General features: G+C 45.2%; 23 protein-coding genes and 1 riboswitch. Of the genes, 4 read left to right on the forward strand and 19 right to left on the reverse strand.

Going from position 1 to position 19,081, the window contains the following annotated elements:
* Positions 1 to 26: 26 nt before the first annotated feature.
* From NLBNIHML_RS06560 to NLBNIHML_RS06585, 6 genes are all read right to left on the reverse strand, one after another.
* Entirely contained in the window at positions 27 to 359 is a 333-nt protein-coding gene (locus NLBNIHML_RS06560; RefSeq protein ID WP_494354053.1) for a hypothetical protein, read from the reverse strand.
* Positions 360 to 379: 20 nt separating this feature from the next.
* Complete coding sequence (locus NLBNIHML_RS06565; protein WP_339235341.1) at positions 380 to 859, reverse strand: hypothetical protein; 480 nt, start codon at positions 857 to 859, stop codon at positions 380 to 382.
* Positions 860 to 987: 128 nt separating this feature from the next.
* Positions 988 to 1,809, reverse strand: coding sequence for a YomU family phage tail tube protein (locus NLBNIHML_RS06570; protein ID WP_494354054.1), 822 nt, complete (start codon positions 1,807 to 1,809; stop codon positions 988 to 990).
* A 253-nt stretch (positions 1,810 to 2,062) separates the two neighbouring features.
* Positions 2,063 to 2,701 (reverse strand): hypothetical protein, encoded by a 639-nt coding sequence (locus NLBNIHML_RS06575; RefSeq protein WP_494354055.1) that lies wholly within the window; start codon positions 2,699 to 2,701, stop codon positions 2,063 to 2,065.
* Positions 2,685 to 3,776 carry a glycosyltransferase gene (locus tag NLBNIHML_RS06580; RefSeq protein WP_494354056.1) on the reverse strand — a complete coding sequence of 364 codons (1,092 nt, stop codon included), beginning with the start codon at positions 3,774 to 3,776 and terminating at the stop codon, positions 2,685 to 2,687. Before NLBNIHML_RS06580 ends, NLBNIHML_RS06575 begins: the two co-directional genes overlap by 17 nt.
* A complete protein-coding gene (locus NLBNIHML_RS06585) occupies positions 3,754 to 4,413 on the reverse strand; it encodes a glycosyltransferase family 2 protein (protein WP_494354057.1) in 660 nt (219 codons plus the stop codon). Before NLBNIHML_RS06585 ends, NLBNIHML_RS06580 begins: the two co-directional genes overlap by 23 nt.
* Positions 4,414 to 4,602: 189 nt before the next feature.
* On the opposite strand from NLBNIHML_RS06585, the gene NLBNIHML_RS06590 reads away from it, so the two are divergent.
* From NLBNIHML_RS06590 to NLBNIHML_RS06605, 4 genes are all read left to right on the forward strand, one after another.
* A complete protein-coding gene (locus NLBNIHML_RS06590) occupies positions 4,603 to 5,343 on the forward strand; it encodes a GT-D fold domain-containing protein (protein ID WP_472477202.1) in 741 nt (246 codons plus the stop codon).
* 183 nt (positions 5,344 to 5,526) lie between these two features.
* Positions 5,527 to 5,796, forward strand: coding sequence for a hypothetical protein (locus NLBNIHML_RS06595; protein WP_339235354.1), 270 nt, complete (start codon positions 5,527 to 5,529; stop codon positions 5,794 to 5,796).
* Between the two features lie 174 nt (positions 5,797 to 5,970).
* Positions 5,971 to 6,198 (forward strand): hypothetical protein, encoded by a 228-nt coding sequence (locus NLBNIHML_RS06600; RefSeq protein WP_472477200.1) that lies wholly within the window; start codon positions 5,971 to 5,973, stop codon positions 6,196 to 6,198.
* Positions 6,199 to 6,385: 187 nt separating this feature from the next.
* Positions 6,386 to 6,574: a hypothetical protein gene (locus NLBNIHML_RS06605; RefSeq protein WP_339235359.1), complete on the forward strand. Its 189-nt coding sequence runs from the start codon at positions 6,386 to 6,388 to the stop codon at positions 6,572 to 6,574.
* 25 nt (positions 6,575 to 6,599) lie between these two features.
* On the opposite strand, the gene NLBNIHML_RS06610 is transcribed toward NLBNIHML_RS06605, so the two are convergent.
* The 13 genes from NLBNIHML_RS06610 to lysA form a co-directional block, all read right to left on the reverse strand.
* Positions 6,600 to 7,367 (reverse strand): peptidoglycan recognition protein family protein, encoded by a 768-nt coding sequence (locus NLBNIHML_RS06610; protein WP_472477198.1) that lies wholly within the window; start codon positions 7,365 to 7,367, stop codon positions 6,600 to 6,602.
* Positions 7,364 to 7,789, reverse strand: a complete 426-nt coding sequence (locus NLBNIHML_RS06615; RefSeq protein ID WP_339235365.1) for a phage holin family protein — start codon at positions 7,787 to 7,789, stop codon at positions 7,364 to 7,366. Before NLBNIHML_RS06615 ends, NLBNIHML_RS06610 begins: the two co-directional genes overlap by 4 nt.
* Before the next feature lie 161 nt (positions 7,790 to 7,950).
* Entirely contained in the window at positions 7,951 to 8,433 is a 483-nt protein-coding gene (gene ytfJ / locus NLBNIHML_RS06620) for a GerW family sporulation protein (RefSeq protein ID WP_307534717.1), read from the reverse strand.
* 148 nt (positions 8,434 to 8,581) lie between these two features.
* A complete protein-coding gene (locus NLBNIHML_RS06625; RefSeq protein WP_494354058.1) occupies positions 8,582 to 9,319 on the reverse strand; it encodes a DUF2953 domain-containing protein in 738 nt (245 codons plus the stop codon).
* Between the two features lie 416 nt (positions 9,320 to 9,735).
* The gene (gene scpB, locus NLBNIHML_RS06630) at positions 9,736 to 10,392 is read right to left on the reverse strand and encodes an SMC-Scp complex subunit ScpB (protein WP_339235372.1); all 657 of its coding nucleotides are present in this window, start codon (positions 10,390 to 10,392) and stop codon (positions 9,736 to 9,738) included.
* A complete protein-coding gene (locus tag NLBNIHML_RS06635; protein WP_494354059.1) occupies positions 10,361 to 11,161 on the reverse strand; it encodes a segregation and condensation protein A in 801 nt (266 codons plus the stop codon). The genes scpB and NLBNIHML_RS06635 overlap by 32 nt, the downstream gene beginning before the upstream one ends.
* Before the next feature lie 104 nt (positions 11,162 to 11,265).
* On the reverse strand, positions 11,266 to 11,733 hold the full coding sequence (gene ribH / locus NLBNIHML_RS06640) for a 6,7-dimethyl-8-ribityllumazine synthase (RefSeq protein ID WP_017687651.1): 468 nt from the start codon (positions 11,731 to 11,733) through the stop codon (positions 11,266 to 11,268).
* A 102-nt stretch (positions 11,734 to 11,835) separates the two neighbouring features.
* Positions 11,836 to 13,068 carry a bifunctional 3,4-dihydroxy-2-butanone-4-phosphate synthase/GTP cyclohydrolase II gene (locus NLBNIHML_RS06645; RefSeq protein ID WP_339256167.1) on the reverse strand — a complete coding sequence of 411 codons (1,233 nt, stop codon included), beginning with the start codon at positions 13,066 to 13,068 and terminating at the stop codon, positions 11,836 to 11,838.
* Between the two features lie 31 nt (positions 13,069 to 13,099).
* The gene (gene ribE / locus NLBNIHML_RS06650; protein ID WP_150364570.1) at positions 13,100 to 13,768 is read right to left on the reverse strand and encodes a riboflavin synthase; all 669 of its coding nucleotides are present in this window, start codon (positions 13,766 to 13,768) and stop codon (positions 13,100 to 13,102) included.
* A 26-nt stretch (positions 13,769 to 13,794) separates the two neighbouring features.
* Positions 13,795 to 14,898, reverse strand: a complete 1,104-nt coding sequence (gene ribD / locus NLBNIHML_RS06655; protein ID WP_339235382.1) for a bifunctional diaminohydroxyphosphoribosylaminopyrimidine deaminase/5-amino-6-(5-phosphoribosylamino)uracil reductase RibD — start codon at positions 14,896 to 14,898, stop codon at positions 13,795 to 13,797.
* A gap of 320 nt (positions 14,899 to 15,218) precedes the next feature.
* Positions 15,219 to 15,385: riboswitch (FMN riboswitch) on the reverse strand.
* Positions 15,386 to 15,573: 188 nt separating this feature from the next.
* A complete protein-coding gene (locus NLBNIHML_RS06660) occupies positions 15,574 to 16,878 on the reverse strand; it encodes a hypothetical protein (RefSeq protein ID WP_494354678.1) in 1,305 nt (434 codons plus the stop codon).
* 183 nt (positions 16,879 to 17,061) lie between these two features.
* Positions 17,062 to 17,493, reverse strand: coding sequence for a peptidylprolyl isomerase (locus NLBNIHML_RS06665; RefSeq protein WP_253438709.1), 432 nt, complete (start codon positions 17,491 to 17,493; stop codon positions 17,062 to 17,064).
* 247 nt (positions 17,494 to 17,740) lie between these two features.
* Positions 17,741 to 19,072, reverse strand: a complete 1,332-nt coding sequence (gene lysA, locus NLBNIHML_RS06670) for a diaminopimelate decarboxylase (RefSeq protein WP_145148860.1) — start codon at positions 19,070 to 19,072, stop codon at positions 17,741 to 17,743.
* Positions 19,073 to 19,081 lie beyond the last annotated feature (9 nt).

The raw sequence follows: 19,081 nt of genomic DNA on the forward strand, positions 1-19,081 counted from the left end.
TTTAGGCAAAACGGGATATCTCTCTCTTATCCTCCGAGCGCTTGTGCAAGCATACCTATATCATCTTCTGATATCTCCGTGTAATCCTCGTCATTGAAGGTTCTTTTACGTCTGACGGTCCCATCGTCTTCGACTTCCTCGCCCCCACCGCCACCGAACATGCGAAGAGGTGCTGTCATAAGTTCAATCTCAAATTGAATATATTTCTCGGCTGACTTGCACAGCTCCGCAACCTGAGGGAGTGTGTACTCCCAAATCTCCCACTTGTTCAGCCCACAGTGTTTATGGAGGGTGAAGAAGATCTCTCCCCAGTGAACGGGTTCTTGTGTTTCCGTATCACGGATTTCGGTTCCCTCCAAAGACTCCCCCTCGGTGCGTTCTACTTTTTTAAACCATTGAGTCCAATGAGCATATCAATGACTTTACGAGCTGTGTTCAGATCGAGGTACTCATCCAGATATTCTCGATTGATGATATACTCACCATGCTCATCTTTGGTCACGATATGTGGATAGTTTTTGAATGCCATTGCCAATACATCAAATAAATCCTGCTGCCGCTTTTCGTCCAGTTCATCATTCTCCGTCGGGATGAAGTTAAGAATAATGGCATCGATATTCACCGTCTTCAGCAATTTCATCAGACGACGGGCATCCTTCAGGTTACATGGCGGAATTCGATATTTCCGTCGATCCCGCAGCGTAATAATCTCATCATCTTCAAAGAATGCACGCTCAGCTGCTTCCACTTCCTCTGGCGTCACTCGTTTGTTCTCCGGATCATCCTTGATTCGTTGTGCCGCTTCCTCATTCAGCTTTTCCGCAAGCTCCCGCTCAGCTTTTTCTTGTTCTGTTTCCATGAATTTAAAGACCTCCCTAGGACATTCTCCCCCATATAATAAAAAACCTGGCAAGGCAAGGCGCTGTGAAGGGGAGGACACAGATGCCGTTTGATACCTTGCCAGGAGCAATCAACCTTATTTAGATATTAGATCTTGCTTGGTGCACTGAAGCGTTTGATACTGCCAATTTTTCCATCAGCACGTTCCGGATCAAGAATCTGCAAGGAGATGGCAGATGCAGAAGCGGCAGCACGCTGGGCATTGATGCTGAATGTTCCTTTTGCACGGCACATGTACAGCTCAGTTTCAACACCTGCATACGAACCATCTTTTTGCTGGAACGTACCATGATGAATGACAGAGATCGGGAATGGGACTTCATCAACCAACAGATCAACCATGTCTACAATCTGATCTCGCTTGTAGTTCAACACAATCTCTTTACCGATATGGACCGCATTTAGGATGACTACACCATTCACTTCGTCGTAGAAGAACTCATTCGGTTCCACGGCCGTTCCCTTTAAAGTGAGTTGTTTCAACAACGTGTTGGAATCCTTGAGACGAACCGTAATGTCACCGTTACTTCCATAGATATCACTCGCATGCTTCGGTTTGGCTTCAGCAAATCCAGAATTGGATACGCCAGCAGCCACTGTAGACTGCTCATTCAGTACCCATACATAAGACTTCACTTGCTCTTGTACCGTTGAACCCATCATCAGCTGGATCGCATCCAGATCGAATTTGGCATCTGTTGCCGATACTTCGATCGATTTCGACTTCACCAGTACATCAATGGCGAACAGACCGTCACCACCAAAGATGTCCTCAAGCTCCACGTTAAGGTCAATTTTCAGATCTTGCAGCGTACCCAGGGTAACTACCTCAATTTCGCCCATCGGATCTTTTGGGAGGCGTTTAGCCATAAACGTACCTACACCTTTAATAATCATTTTTTTAGCCATTGAATAGTCCACTCCTTAGGATAATTATGTAATTTGAGCTACGGAGACTTGCTTAAGCCGGGATCAGGTTAAATGACTTGATGATCGGGAGATCCTTCGTTAACCTGTCTGGCTATTGGCCGTCTCTGCTTTTTATAGTGTAGAACGCAATCTTCATTCCCTAACGATAATGTAAACGAAATATATTGAAGTACGAATTGCCCTGTCATCCTTGCAAAAGGAATAGCCCTATATCTAATCAAAGAAAAGACCCCTACATCAGAGGGGCCGTTCTGTTTGGCAAAGCATCTATAATTTGCGCTACCTGTTCTGCACGTTCTTTGATCTCAAATTCATCGGCAGTAATCAGATGAACATGCGAGCAATATTTGCCATGCTCATAGATTCTCTCGGGAGTAATAAAGACAACGTCAGCAATAGCTTCCATCTTGTGCTTGTGCTTCTCATATTGATCCGGATCGGTCAACGAATCAAATACGACCAGATCAGGATATGCTGTCTCGACCGAACTTGCCAGCCGACTATCGTTCACCCAATAGATTACGCGATCCCCCTGAAACAGCGTACGGACATTCTGGCCCACACGGGCTACGACAAAGTTTGGAAGCTCCGGATGAGGATACTCCAAGGCATCTACCTGATAGAACTCATCACTGGAGTTGATATATATTACTTTGTAGCCTACTTCCGCGAGTGCTTTTAACAGCCGCTGTGGTCGACGCCCGAATCGTTCACTATGGAAATCGATCGCAGGCAGATATACAATCGTTGTATTCGTGTTTGGGGTGTATGTCGTAACATTGAACTCCATCGCATCAATCTCTATTTTTGGAAGCTCCATTGGCGGAGTCGTTGATTGACTACCAAACATTCGTTTAAATATCTTTTTCATGATTTCTGCCTCCCATCACCTGATTAATCATCCTCACGGCATCCATTGCCCTGCCATCCCAGCTATTAGACTTAGCCACTTTTACTCGCTCAGCAATTCTGGAAGCACTATTCTCACGAATGGCTTTCTCCAACATCACTCCGCAATTATGCTGATTCATAAAGTAAGTTACATCGCTGTATTTATGAACAATTTCCTCCATACGCGTCGTTAACACAGGCTTGCCCGCAGATAAATATTCGTAATACTTGATTGGATCGCAGCCACGGATCATCTCTGTCAGCTTGAATGGCACGATACAGACGTCGAATTGAGCAATGTAGGCTGGAAGCACTTTATAATCTTTGTGCGGAAGACAAGTCACATAGGGATGCACAATATTTTTTTGATAAAGGGCATTGTTTCCAATCAAAACGACACGATAACCTTTATCTGCAATAGCGGTAATCAGCGAATAATCTACCCACGATGCCATTGCCCCATGGAAACCCACCACCTTCTGCCCATCATGAACTTCGGGGAAGTCCGCCGGTTTCGGCAGATCCGCTCGCGCTTTCTCAAAATGATGAACATCTGCCCCATTGGGGCACATAAAAATTGGTTTGCCGTCATGTTTATGGGCTTCATACATCACCTTGGCAGTTGTAGCGATCAGATCTGCACGGTCAAAACATTTCGGGATGTAGGATTTCCACACAGCAAACTCATCAGCTGAATTATCGAGGTAATCAAATACGGTAAAATCAAACTTCCGCCCATCCGAATAATTGTACTGGCCTGGATTCGAGAACCAGAGTACCTTCTTCCCTTTGACCAAGTGATCGTAGTTCACGCCTTTTTGCACAAGGAACAGATCCTCATTTAACTTTTCAATCGGGCGGCTCTGCTTTTTATACGTTTCTTCATTGATAAAGATAGCCCGTACACCTGGAATATTGGAGAAGGCGGTCATCAATTGCTGAGGACGTTGGAACAAGAGGTTCCAGTCAAGTGCAGGCGGGTAGACGATGGTCATTTCCATACTTTCCAAACCCGGATTTTCTCGTTGTTTTCTACGAAGCAGCCAATTGAGCAATCAACTCCACTCCTTCCGCATAGGCATGAATGGGGCGCAACCGAGTATCTACATACAGTTCAAACCCCAATCCTCGTGCTTGCTCACAGAATGGTGCATCTTCACCTGTTGGATGAGAACCATATCGAACGCCTGCTTCGATCACTTCACGCTTAATCAAATATACGGCACCTGTCAGATCTACCTGAAACAAAGCCGCTTTGAATTCAGGTATATGTTTTCCGCCAATCATGGCATTATGAGCCTTCAACTTTGGATGATTCCGTATAAGCATGGAACATACATCCTTGTCATTATCCATTAACTGCAGTAGGCTACCCTCGGGAATGATGATATCCGTATCGATTGAGAACAGATAATCACAGTCCGATTTAAGAAACTCATCCAGAAGCATATTTCTCAACAACGCCAGATTGTGATAGGAATATTGTCCACGTATATGTCCATATGTTCTCCCCAGATTGTGAGTCAAATAAGGAATCTGATGACGATCAAGGATATGTTCCGTCTGATCTTCACTATCATTCAGGATGTACATATACTGGCTCTGCACAGCTTGTTGTTCAAGTGATTGAAAGTGCCTTTCCATAATCCAAGCCCGATTTCGCACAGGACTACCTATATATACCTTTTTCACAGTCTATCCCCTCTCCCTTTTTACATAGTCTAGACTGTTCCTTTATAACCTTCGCGCGTTGAACAAAATGTAGTGATTCTTCAAAAGAAGAGAGAGAACGAAGCATTTTTCCTATTCTAGTACAGAAGGAGTTGATGAATATGTATACCAAAGAAACCATTATTCACAGATGGGAAGAAGGTGATATGCATGCTGGGGAGTGTAGATTTAATCCGCAACTGGTTCCAAATGGCCTCTGATGGAGAAGCCCACGCTTCTGTTCGATTTGGGGATGCTTCCAACACCATTCTGGCTCACGACACCGTTCTGACTATGGATTTCATCAAGTCTCATTACGGCTGGCTGAACGATCCTACCTATTGTGGGATAACCTTACCCAATGCAAGTGCAAGAGAAATTATCGTACACTGCCTGCGAAAAGCGGACTACGTCGGACATCTGATCCAGACAGATCACTGGTATTTCAAACCGTTATTTGATATGTGCCTTGCCTATTACAATGTGGAACCCAAAGAGACCTTCTATGCTTTTGAGAATAATTACATTGCCCGATTCAAGTTATTCTATGAAACATTCAAGAACATGCCTATTCTGATCTGTGGGGCCAAAGCCGAACAATATCGAGAAGTTCTGGAGCGGAGATACGGGTGGACAAGCATCGTGGGAACGGTGGACTGTCCCTCATGGTCTCATGTGAGCACAGCTTCCAAGCAAATGGAACATATCTATCAACAGACACCGTGGAAGCTTGCTCTGGTATGCGCAGGTGCTCCCGGCAAGGTACTGGCTATTAAGGCCAAAGAACTGCATACCGTTGGTGTTGACTTAGGTTCCGGAGCAGATGTTGCCATTCAAGCCGACAACGAAAATCTGAACGCCTGGGATTACAACGGATTCCCTGATTATTGGGAAGGCAGACCCAAAAAATGACCCTCTCCGGGTCTTTTTTATTGGATAAAACGGTGATTCCAATCCGATTTTATTGACTTAGTGGCTGTTGATAAATTAAACTATCTGCCTTATTATTGTTAAGATAACTCCTAATCTAACCTGGTTTAAACTTGCATGAAGAGGAGCTCTGCTAAGATATTCGAACCGTTGGAGGGAAATGTAATGGCGTACTCGCAGTCAAAGACTGAAATAGTAGCAACTCATTTAAGAACAAGATTTATGGAAGGTAATGTGGAGGGACATGAGATCGTTGTTGCCTTGATCAGTATGGTCAAAGCTGAGAAGATTAATCTAGATGAGGTTGCACCTATTCTCTCTACAGTCTTTTTTGAACAACCACAAGGTATTCTGTTGGCACTCGAAAAAGCTAGCACGCTGATTGATGATGAATTAATTGATTCCATTCTCCACGAAGTAAACAAAAAAGCTTAATCTTACATACAAGGGGAGAGCTTACCATCAGATTTTAATTACATCAACCCATTATTCTCTCCACACTTTTAGATTAAATAGATTAACTACTGAGAAATTGGGCTTTCTCGTTATTTTATGTCCTCCTCCGCTTATTCTAGTAGTATTACGAAGGAGGGGACACCGATCGAGACAGTGAATAAGGCCATTTTATTTTTAGCAGTTATTGAAAATTTGCTTGAAGCGCTACACCATACTGAAGTAGATCAGACAGAACTTGTGGATTCGCTTGTTATGTTAGGTTTTGATCCCATTGAGATGTTGTACGAAACGAATACGATTAGATCTTTCCAAAAGATATGCAGGGCTTTTGCAGAACTCCATCTTACTGATGAGGCCCTAGACAAGTTCTCAAAAGAATAATTACATAAGCAGAACCTCACATTACATTCAACGTGGGGTTCTGCTTTTATTTATATTTATGAATTCGGAAGCATTTTGATCAAATCAACTTAATCTTCTCCATCCTGCTTCGTATAGGTCATCTAGGGACCATGGACCTCTTCATCGCCCCTATTGACTCTGACTTAATATACGAAAGGATGGTTGTATGAGCTCACCCGCAACAACACATGTGATTAAAACAAATCAACTCGCGGTTATTGGAATCGTCGATGAATCCTCGATTCAGATCCAGTATGAACTTGAGTATCCTGATCATATCGTGATTATACAAGATTTTTATTTTCTGAAAGATCAAGCACACTTTAACTCATGGTTAATCGGCAGGCATCCTTAGCTCCTAATCCACATGAATCTCACGGTTAGGACTTTTTGCGTCTGCGCTCATCAATCAAGACCTTCAGTAACAGCAACTCTCCATACGTTAACTTCTTTTTGCGTACCTTCTCTACCCAGGCCCAATCATCGATTACTTTGTCGTTATAGGCATCTCCAATGTACTGATCAAGTTCATTCCAGGCCCATTGTGCGTAATCCAAAACGGTATTCATGTCATCATCCTCCGTGACTGCTATTGGTTGTAGTGGGTTTAATTTTGTATGTACTGCTTGCTTGAATCTTTCATATTCGTTTGGTTGTTTAATCCATGGGAGTGGGCATTCCTTCCATCCAACCACTTCTTTATGTGTAAAGAAGACAGGTGGGAAGCCTCGTTCCTTGATCAGGTATACCGCAAGATCTACAACGTTATTGAATGTATCTTCATGGATACTGCCATCCTTTTCTATGCACATCTCAATGCCCACTGTACTATTGTTCGGATATGTCCCAAGATTGGCTAGAGCTTCCTTCGTGTATGTTGCGCTCCCGCAATGGTAGGCCAATTCATCATCCGGCAGACTGTTATATATCGAAGTTCGATCTACCGAGTAATGTGCACTTGCATAGCGGCCTTTAACTGCTTTGTTGGAATCTTGCTGTGCCAAGCTCGCAAAGTATTTGCTAATATTCTTGGCGGGCGCTCCGGGAGAAGCTGTATAATGCATCACAATTCCACGTTTCGCTTTTAATTTCAGTCCGACTCGGCTGTATTTATTAACCGGGATGTAGTCTTTGGTGATTTGTATCATGACATCTTCCCCTCGTCTTCAACTTGATCTTCATTGCCTCGAAGCTTAAAGAGAGCTGAGGTAATAAACTTTGGTACAGGCAGGCCCAATTTCCCCAGGTTCTCCAATATACTGATTCCTTCTGTACCGATAATGAACATTAACATCGCATCTCTCATAAAATCATTGGAGTTGCCTGCAACCATATCCAGTTGATGTGCAATAATGACAAAAACAAATGTCAATGACTTACGAGCAAGCCCCCACCATCCAACCCTGCTGGATAACTCCTTCCTATACCATGCAGACATTACGCCTGTGATGTAATCCAGCCCCACAAAGATGGTCACTGCAATAAACAGGTGATCAATCCCTCCTACCAAATACACGACTGCCGATAGCAGCCAGCCAAACAAAACCATAAAAACGGTGTCTCTGTGCATTAACGTTCCCCCTTCCATAACCTATTTCATGTCTAGGTTAGGCGGATCATAGACATAAGTCTCATACAATACAAAAACCTTCAAAAAACCACTCACCATTCACCAAACAAACAGCAAAAATCCCTCACGCTTGGATGCGGGAGGGATCATGACCAACTTATTCAGCTATAGGTTGAAGGATCTGGTGTAACCGGTACATCTGTTGTATTCGTTGGTGTTGTATTACGTTGGAACATGCCTTGAATTCGATCAAGAACATAAGGCGTAGAGTCAATGAGTTTCTCAAACAGATGTGTGGAGTTATCAAGTGGCACAATGTGTACCCCCTGTTTACCTACCACCAGGAACGCAATAGGACGTATGGATACACCGCCGCCGCTACCGCCACCAAATGGAGAAGCCACTTTTGCTGAACTGGCATGTTCAGTAGAAGTCCCCGTGGCACCACTTTTGCCATTACTTTCTCCATTGACGTGAAAATCACTACCACCGGCAGCAAATCCGAATCCCACCTTACTGATTGGCAGAATCACGGTACCATCCGGCGTTTCGACTGCATCGCCAACAATTGTATTGACATCCACCATGGCCTTGATATTCTCCATAGCGGTTTCCATTAAGCCTTGAATTGGATGATCTGACATTTTAATTCCCTCCAGTTTCAATGTAAGCTAGGTTTGATCTAACCATATCATCCCCAAACTTGAAGGGACTTATGTAAATAAGCAATTTAAGTACACTCACTGAACTCCAACCTCACACTCCCAAAAACAGACCGACTAAGATGGACATCTACAGTGCTGTCCCACTAAGTTTTTTCTTTTGCTTTCGCTTCTCCTTACGCTTACGGCGTTGTTCTTGAAGAAGCTGAAGCCACATCCGCCATCCGCCTTCGACTTGGAGCACACGGGTTAGCAGTGTAAATCCAGCGATCAAAAGAGCTGTAATCCGAATCTTTACTCTGCAATCGAGCTCTGTTCTGAACTCCATCTCGTCTGACCACACCGGCATCACCTGAAGCACGGGTGTATCATCGAAACGAATCTGATAGGTGAGAAAACCAATAATAATGGACTTGATACTCCACACCCAGCCCGTCAGCACCGCGGTGTATGCTGCATCGCCAACGCCGATGTGGGTAGACCAGGACAGTTGAGTCATATGCACATGCATGAGTGTTTGCTTGAGCCACAGCTTGAGTGCATCAGTCGCTCTTAGCATAACCTTTACATCTTTGGCCCACTTTTTGACTTTACGTTTGTTCACCCGCTCACTACCCTGGGCTTCCCCTCTGGAATGATTCATGGACTGTTCAGTCTTGACCAGAAAACCTTCCTTCATATTGCGAAAAACAATACTTGGGATCTCATAGTTAATCCGCACAATTCCATAAAGAACACGAACATTAATATTGGCGTAATCATCACTTTTATGCTTACTGAATGTAAAATGTACATGAACATTTGAGATGAGGACTGCGGCAATCAGCAATGCGAACAATAAACCGATTCCTCCAAGCCAAATCCACACAGGCCTTACCTCCAAGCCCTCAATTCTTTTCTCGTCTAGTATGGCACTCTGGATAGGAAAAAATTCACGTCTGACCTAAAAATCCCATTTCAGATTTATTTGGAACCGGTCCGTAACCTTTTATATAGACAAATTTGCACTTAAGATTAGTTACACTGGTCACTCCGATGACAGAATAACCTTCCGATCGCTGTTATCCCCAGATTTTTTTGATTCCCTTCTCTAAAGGGTAAATCCGGGGATAAGCGTATGCTTCCGATGCAGCTTTCTTTCAGAAAGCTTTTAGGCGAACACTCCGTTTCTTCAGATTATTTCTGTCCTCTCCGTTATGTGTAAAATCTTTAGTTCAATCTATCTAAAACAATGCACAAATAACCGACTCCACTGCTGGGTGTCGGTTATCATGAATTTGCAAATTAGAATGATGAATCCGTATTATCGTCTTCGTTGTCTATTTGACTCCCATCATCTGTCGGATCAGCGCTTTCCGGTTCCAATTGTTGCAAATCCAGTTTGTTGAACAACAGTTGTGTCTCTTCCTCCAGGTTTTCCGAATCTTCAAACAACCCTGGTTCCGGAAGGTCTTTGATTGAAGCTAGTCCGAAATAATCCAGAAATGACTTGGTCGTTCCGTACAAAATGGGGCGTCCGATTGCCTCCGCTCGTCCCACTTCAATGATCAGATCCTTATTCACAAGCGTATGAATAGCCCGTTCCGATTTTACACCCCGAATCTCCTCAATCTCAACCCGGGTAATCGGCTGCCTGTACGCCACGATGGCCAATGTCTCCAGAGCCGCCTGGGATAAGGAAGTCCGTGCTGGAGAGTACGCCAATTTCTCAAAATACACAGCATGCTCAGGCAAGGTGCCCAACTGAACTACGCCAGCAATCTTTAGAATCTGTACGCCTCGGCCTTGCTGTGAAAATTCACGAATCATCTCCTCAATCGCGTCCGTTACAAGCTCCACTCGCTGGTCGACGATCTCGGCAATTTGTTTGATACTTAGACCCTCTTCTCCGGACAAAAACAGCAGGCCTTCAATAATCGATTTCAATTTCGGAAAATCCATGATTCTTTGTTTCCCCTCTCCACTCCATAACGATATCCTCAAACAACCGTTCCTGATAACAGACAATCTGCTTCATCTTCATCAGTTCCAGCACCGCCAGAAAAGTGACAACAATCTCATGGCGATAGATATGCTCATCCATCAATTTGGAGAATAACAGTCTGCCTCCCGGCCCCATACTTTCCAAAGCGCCGATGACATCCCGTATCCGGTCCTTAACCGAAATCTCATCCCGTTTGATACGGGTTACGGTTGTACGCTTCTCAGCCTTGCGTAGCGCCTTCTGAAATGCTGCAATCAGGTCAGAGGTATGTAATCCCTCAACCGGGTTCGAAGGAGCTTCTACGGGCATATAAGGGCGCAGATCCTCGGGCTCTTTGGAAAATATAAGGCTGCGTTCCCATTCCCGTTCATGAAGATGACGCGCAATTCCCTTGTATTTGCGATATTCTATCAGACGCGCAATCAGCTCTGCACGTGGATCATAATCTTCTTCTTCCATATAATCATAATCCTCGAAATCCTCAATGACCGGTGGTTTGGGCAGTAAAAGTTTGCTCTTGATTGACAGCAATGTAGCTGCCATAACCAAAAATTCACTCGTAATATCCAGTTCCAGTTCCTGCATTGAATGCAGGTACGCCATGTATTGATCGGTAATATCGCTGATGGGAATATCCTGGATATGAATTTCAGCCTTGTCAATCAGGTGAAGCAGCAGATCCAAAGGCCCTTCAAAAGTCTCCAGTTTGTATGTAACTACCGTCACTAGACGAATCCTCCCGCCAGAAAAATACAAAACCCTGCCAAGCCGTCCGAATCCGGTCTCCCGTCTTCGTCTGCGCATAGCAGGGCACTACTATTAAATAAGCACTATTTTAGCTGTTTCGTCAAGTTTGCCATCTCAATTGCCGCCGTAGCTGCATCCCAACCTTTGTTACCCGCCTTGGTTCCGGCACGTTCAATCGCTTGTTCAATATTTTCTGTCGTAACCAATCCGAAGATCGTAGGCACGCCAGTTTTCAGGTTAATTGCTGCTACCCCTTTAGCCATCTCGTTGCACACATAATCGTAATGTGTAGTTGATCCACGGATAACGGTTCCCAGGGTAATCACTGCATCATACTTGCCGCTCTCTGCCATTTTCTGCGCAATCAAAGGGATTTCGAACGCTCCTGGAACCCAGGCTACATCTACTTCATCATCCTGCACACCGTGACGTTTGAATGCATCGAGCGCTGCGCTAAGCAATTTACTGGTGATAAATTCGTTGAAACGTCCAACGACAACTCCATATCTTGATCCTTCTGATACTAAATGTCCTTCGAAAAATTGTGGCATTCAAGTCATCTCCCTAACGGTATAATGTAATGTAAGTAACGGAAATTCCTAAGTAATCAATTCCATAAATTACATGGTGAACGTTGTTCATCTAAAACGCATTTACTGTTCGTTCTGCTCGATATCATCAAACTTGAGCATATGCCCCAGCTTGGCTTGCTTCGTATGAAGATACACCGTATTGTCCTCGTTCTCTTTCATTTCGATCGCAACACGCTCTACGACTTCAAGTCCATATCCTTCAAGACCTTTAATTTTACGAGGATTATTGGTTAGCAGTCTGATCTGACGAACCCCAAGGTCTTTCAGAATTTGGGCGCCAATTCCATAATCACGCAAGTCGGCAGCAAATCCCAGCTTCAGGTTTGCATCCACCGTATCCAGACCTTCCTCTTGCAGCTTGTAAGCTTTGAGTTTGTTGATGAGTCCAATGCCTCGACCTTCCTGTCTCATATAAAGCAGTACGCCGTTGCCTTCTTCATTGATCTGTTTGAGTGCCGCATCAAACTGAGGACCACAGTCACAACGATGGGAATGGAATACATCGCCTGTCAGACATTCAGAGTGTACCCGTACAAGTACAGGTTTGGAACCATCAATCTCACCTTTAACCAGAGCCACATGTTCCTTGTTGTCTACAGCATTTGTATAGGCCACTGCTTGAAACTCGCCAAAGTCTGTTGGCATACGTACAGCCACTTCGCGTTGAACCAGCTGTTCTTTTTCATTACGGTAACGAATCATGTCCTGAATACTGATCAGCTTCAGATCATGTTTGCGGGCAATCTCCTGCAGATCCGGAAGTCTGGCCATTGTGCCATCTTCCTTAATCACTTCACAGATAACGCCTGCGGGATACGAACCACACATAATGGCCAAATCTACTGCCGCTTCTGTGTGGCCCGCACGACGAAGTACACCGCCGTCTTTTGCAATCAGCGGGAACATGTGACCAGGCTTACGGAAGTCCCCGGCTTTCGCCTCAGGATCGATCAGACCTTTCACGGTAATAGAGCGTTCATGTGCCGAGATACCGGTTGTGGTATCTTTGTGGTCCACAGAGACCGTGAAGGCAGTTCCGTGGAAATCCGTATTTTGTTGAACCATTGGTTTCAAGTTAAGTTCATCCGCACGTTGTTGTGTAATCGGAACACAGACCAGACCTCTACCTTCAGTAATCATGAAATTAATGACTTCAGGTGTCGCCTTTTCAGCCAAAGCGATAAAATCGCCTTCATTCTCCCGATCTTCATCATCCACAACAATGACGGGTTTGCCACGCATGAGATCATATATGGCTGCTTCTATCGTGTCCAAAATGGATTGTTCTGACATTGTCCCACCTCCAGTTTATTTCTTTCTCTATTTATGCAAATCCGTGATTGGCGAGAAAATCTTCACTGATACTGCGCGGCTTGCCAGCACCCGTCTCTCGATGTCCTCTCCCATACTGGAGCAGATGATCCACATATTTGCCCAAAATATCGCATTCGATATTAATGGTATCCCCTGTCTTTTTCACATTTAGTACAGTTTCACCAATGGTATGCGGGATAATGGAAACCGTGAATGCGGTATCCGATGTATGGACAACGGTCAAGCTAATGCCATCCAGTGTAACCGATCCTTTGGGGATCAGGTATTTGAACAACTGGTGATCATCCGGCTTGATCTCAAACACAATCGCATTCTGATCACGTGTTATACTGCCAATCACTCCAGTACCATCGACATGGCCCTGAACGATATGTCCGCCAAAACGGCCACCGGATTGCATGGCCCGCTCCAGATTAACTTTACTGCCGGATTGCAGCTGACTGAGATTGGTATGGCGATACGTTTCAGGCATGACATCGGCGGTAAAGCCGCCACCTTCCAACGTTGTCGCAGTTAAACATACTCCGTTCACTGCTACACTATCACCTATCTTCAGATCGTCCATGATGGCGGAAGCTCCGATATTCAGGACCATCGCTTCGCCTTTCCGACCAATACGCCGGATCTGACCAACTTCTTCCACCAAACCGGTAAACATGCTGCCGCCTCCCTTGTTTAATTTATTTATTCAGGCCACACCGGAATACCGCCAATGCTGATATTATCTCCAACTTGTTCGATCTCCAACTGATTCAATTGAATTGCCTGATTCATACGTTCCACACCCTCGAAGCGGAAACTGCCAGGTGTATCATAACCGCCTACAATCTTAGGAGCGATAAACATGAGCAGTCGATCGACCAACCGTGCCTCCAGCATCGCTCCATTCAGAGTGCCTCCGCCTTCAAGCAAAATCGAACCAATCTCACGCTCACCCAACTTGCTAAGTCCGTTTAACAGATCCACACGTGGTCCAGGACCACAACGGATAATTTCAACACCGTAGGCTTCCAAACGTTCAGCAGCTTCAGGACTGGCTTCGTCTGTTGTCAATACCCATGTTGGAGCAAGACCATCCTTAACCATTTTGGAACCTACTGGAAGACGCAACTTGGAATCCACCACGATTCGTACCGGGCTGATGCCTTCCACTTGCAAGCGGGTTGTAAGCTCCGGATTATCTGCGATCACCGTGTCGACACCAACCATAATGCCTTGGTGACGATGACGAAGGGCATGCACAATCTCACGAGCGGACTCGTTGGAGATCCACTTACTGTCTCCGCTGCGAGTGGCAATTTTCCCATCCAAAGTCGTAGCCGTTTTCAGTGTCACGAAAGGAAGGCCTGTTGTAATAAATTTAATGAATTTTTCATTCATGCGTCTTCCACGCTCACGCAGTACGCCAACTTCAACTTCAATGCCTTGTTGACGAAGCATGCTTATGCCTCTGCCGGATACTTGCGGATTTGGATCTTCACAACATACCACAACACGTTTTACCTTTTCATGAATCAGGCGTTCACTGCAAGGTGGCGTCTTGCCATAATGACTGCAGGGCTCAAGTGTAACGTATACCGTACTGCCTTCTGCATCGCTGCCCGCCATGTTCAGTGCATGTACCTCCGCATGACCGGTTCCACGTTTCAGATGGCTCCCAAGGCCTACAATACGCCCCTCTTTCACAACCACACATCCAACAACCGGATTAATTCCCGTCTGTCCCTGTGCTCGTTCCGCCATATCTAGTGCCAGTGCCATATAAAATTCATCATTGATCATTTCCAAATCCGTTCACCCCGCGGTTTAAAGTCTTGTTTATTAAAAAATCCCCGTCGAACAACCGTTCGATGGGGATGATGAGAGACAAATGTCAACAACAGGAGTCAAATGGATACAGCACGCCAACACTTTGCCCAAAACTTCATTTCGGGCAAGTGAAAATAGACACATACCTTAATGAACATCAATTACAGGTAAAGAGCTTTATCGTGTGGCATATGTATGGAACTGTCCGGCCTAACCGGATCTTCCCTGCACAGTGCAAGACAAACACATCGTGACTGTACAGCCAAACTCCTGCTGAATGCAAACCTGTTAGGTCTGCACCTCTCCTTCTCCCATCCAGACTATACTGTCGGTTCTGGAATTACACCAGATCAGCCATCTGCCACAGGCAGACAGGTCACGGACTTTGCATCAAGTGCTGGACATGTGTCCTTACACTCTCTGCATCACCGCCGGTAGGGAATTGCACCCTGCCCTGAAGGATTGCTTTCGTTATTAATTGGATGTTAGCACTTTAATGCCAAAAAATCAATTGTTTTTTGTTCCTTTTTGTCACATACTAACTTTTAATAAGCTAAGATACAGCAAAAAAACCGCATCTCACTAAGAGACACGATTTTAAGTTTTTAGATTATAGATTTTAGTTTACATCCTTCTCAGTTCCATCACAGCATTCTACATATCAGGAAAACACCATCGCACCATATGCTTCAAATCTTTGGCATTGTGAAATGGCGAGCGGTCAGGTTCTGGCAGCGGCGAACTGGGAAGCGGAATACCTCTCGCAACTCTTCTGACCCAACTTGTGGAATCGATCGCGATAGCCGAGCATTGCCAGCGTCCAGTCGTCCTCGGTCGAAACGTTCTCTGCAAATCGGTTTTTCCCGGCATGTCAGGAAAGACACCATCGAGATATTCAACAATAACGCGTTTGTCTCTGACTTCATGACAGTATACCGTCACCCATACACCTTCCCTGACCCGAACAGCATACACATCTCCAGCTTCTGCCTCCCCTGTGCCTGCATCAGGAGATTTCTTTGGCACTTTCCCTCGAACACTTCTCATCTTCTCCAATGCTCCCAGGATCGTTTCCTTTACAGGTGGACTCTCTTCAGGCTTATCCGCAAGAGATATATTACTCAGATCAAAATCATGGAATATCTTGTTCAGGTTGTTCTCATTAATTCCGACAGATGAGTCCCACCACGCCAGAGGCGCCTGTACCTCAACCCGCACATTGGGGCGCGCGTCACGCTGTATGTAAGTCGTGTATTCTGTGATCATTCCGGGATGTTCCGGCGTATCCAGTATGCCAATCAGAGCTAATGTCTCAAGCAAGTCCCGATAGGCATATTCCTTTTGTGTAGGCAAAAGACGTTCCTTCTTGAGTGCTATTGCTGCTTTGCTGTAGCGTGTTTTTGGAGGTAATTGGCGCAGCACCGTTAACACCGCACGGAGTGTCCAGTGGTCGTAATCATTAGGTATTGGAAGCTCCTGCGCGGAAGCTAGCTCTCGAAGTGCCAGTACATGTCCAAAGGGATCACCATCCAAAGGTGTTCCATTGGTCATGCGCCAATACCATTGCAACGTCGAGTCGGTTGCTTGATCTACGCCTAATCCGCAGATCTGACAAGTACTCGAAGATGGATATGGCGTGTGTTCATGGCTTGGCATACCGCTTGCAATAAGTTTGCCCGTAATCAGCGAGCGCCAGATCATGGGTGCTGACCACATCGATGCAACAAAGGCCTGTGCTGCTTCATTTATCGTCCATTGATTTGCAAGTTGTTTCAGCTCAGTGATCGTTTCATCATGCCCCGGACGTACAAACCGGTTCGGTTCATGCCCCGCTGTCTCAAGCGCTTCTAAATCCGGTGTGGATATACTCTGAGAAACATCATGTCGGGATGCCTGTAGTTTTTCGTCCCATCGTGTGGGTCCGCTATAGACTTGTTTTAACAAACGTAATTGATCCACTGTATTCAAAGGTTCTTCATCCTCCCTTGTCGCTTCGTCTAACGACAGAATAACCCCATGCCAGAACTTTCGCCAGATTCATTATGCTCATTTTGCACTATTTCATGATGAAAATAAAAAAAGTGCTTCTATAAAAAGAAGCACTCCGAGTTTAAATCAAGTAAGTCAACGTTACAAAGCTTATTAAGCTTCTACAACTTCAACAGTCTCCATTTTGTCTTTACCTTCCAAAGCGTCCACGAACTCCATACCTTTGGTTACTTTACCAAATACAGTATGTTGTCCATCCAAATGTGGTTGTGGTTGGTAGCAGATGTAGAACTGGCTTCCACCTGTGTTACGGCCAGCATGTGCCATAGCCAGTGTTCCACGCTCATGTTTGTTCGGGTTGATTTCACAGTTGATTGTGTAACCTGGGCCACCTGCACCAGTACCGTTAGGGCATCCGCCTTGAGCTACGAAGCCCGGGATAACGCGGTGGAATGTAAGACCATTGTAGAAACCGGAGTTAGCCAGTTTCTCAAAGTTTGCTACTGTGTTGGGAGCTTCTTGATCGAACAGATCGATCAGAACTTCTCCGCCGTTTGCCAATTTAATTTTCGCTTGTTTCGCCATATGTAAATGACTCCTTTCGTATTGACCATCGTTAATGGTGCCAAAACGCATGACCCTGGGTCAAGCATTACAGCACTTTTCTTAGTGTACACCGAAAATGACTGGATCGCAAAAAAAACGGCAACTTTTTTCACAATTTAGTCCGAATACGTAAAAAGCAGACGAAAAAGGAAGTTCCCTTTTCATCTGCTTCAACTATAGAATCCCTATATCCTGAATCATGCAGAAACGCATTATCTTTGACGAATTAGCGAGTTACTGGCTGTTTGCCAATACGCGCTGGTACCAGGTCATTCTGGATGATATCCTGATACGTCTCACGGCGTACCACGACATCTCCTTGACCGTCTTTGACAAACACAACAGCTGGGCGACGAATCCGATTGTAGTTGCTCGCCATGGAGTAGTTATACGCGCCTGTGCAAGCTACAGCGAGCAGATCACCACTTTCCACTTTTGGCAGGTCCAGATCCCAGATCAGCATATCGCCACTCTCACAACATTTACCCGCAACGGATACCGTTTCCTGAGCAGCCTCATTTGCACGGTTAGCAAGCACAGCTTCGTACTTGGATTCATACAAAGCAGGACGAGGGTTATCGGTCATACCACCGTCAACAGCAACGTATTTACGCACGCCCGGAATGTCTTTGCTTGTTCCAACGGTATACAGCGTTGTTCCTGCTTCACCCACGATGCTACGGCCTGGTTCAACCCAGATCTCAGGTACGGCATAGCCGATTTGGGCAAAATGATTTTTAACTGCGTCTGTAATAGCCTTCACGTATTGCGCAACTTCAAGTGGTGTATCTCCGTCGATATAACGGATTCCGAATCCACCACCAAGGTTAACCACTTTGAAAGCAACGTTAAGACGTTCATATACGCTTGCTGCAAATTCAGCAACACGTTGAACAGCCATCTGGAAGCCTTCAACTTCGAAGATCTGGGAACCGATGTGGGAATGCACACCGAGCAATACCAGGTTAGACTGCTTGGAAGCCAGTTCAATCGCTTCAAATGCTGTACCATTGCCGATATCGAATCCAAACTTGGAATCCGTTTGACCAGTGGAAATATATTCATGCGTATGGGCCTCAACACCAGGCGTCACACGAAGCAAAATGTTTACTTTACGATTTTTGTCCGCAGCTACAGCCTGCAACAGATGCAATTCATTGAAGTTATCAACAACAAAGCATCCAATCTCTGCATCAAGAGCCATTTCGATCTCTTCCAGCGTTTTGTTGTTACCGTGGAAATGAATGCGCTCAGCCGGGAATCCTGCTTGCAGTGCAGTGAACAGTTCACCATCAGATACAACATCCAGGGAAAGTCCTTCTTCAGCTGCAAGTGCACACATCGCCATTACACAGAATGCTTTACTTGCGTATGCAACCTGGAAACCCAAGCCGGAAGCGCGGAATGCTTCCATGTACTCTCTGCAACGCTCGCGAACCAATTGCTCGTCCACAACATACAGGGGAGTTCCAAATTGTTCTTTCAGATCTGTTGCATCCACTCCGCCAATCTCCAGATGCCCTTGCGCATTTATTTTACTTGTACCATGTAAATACATAATCTGCAT

The organism is Paenibacillus sp. JNU01, from assembly GCF_059130585.1.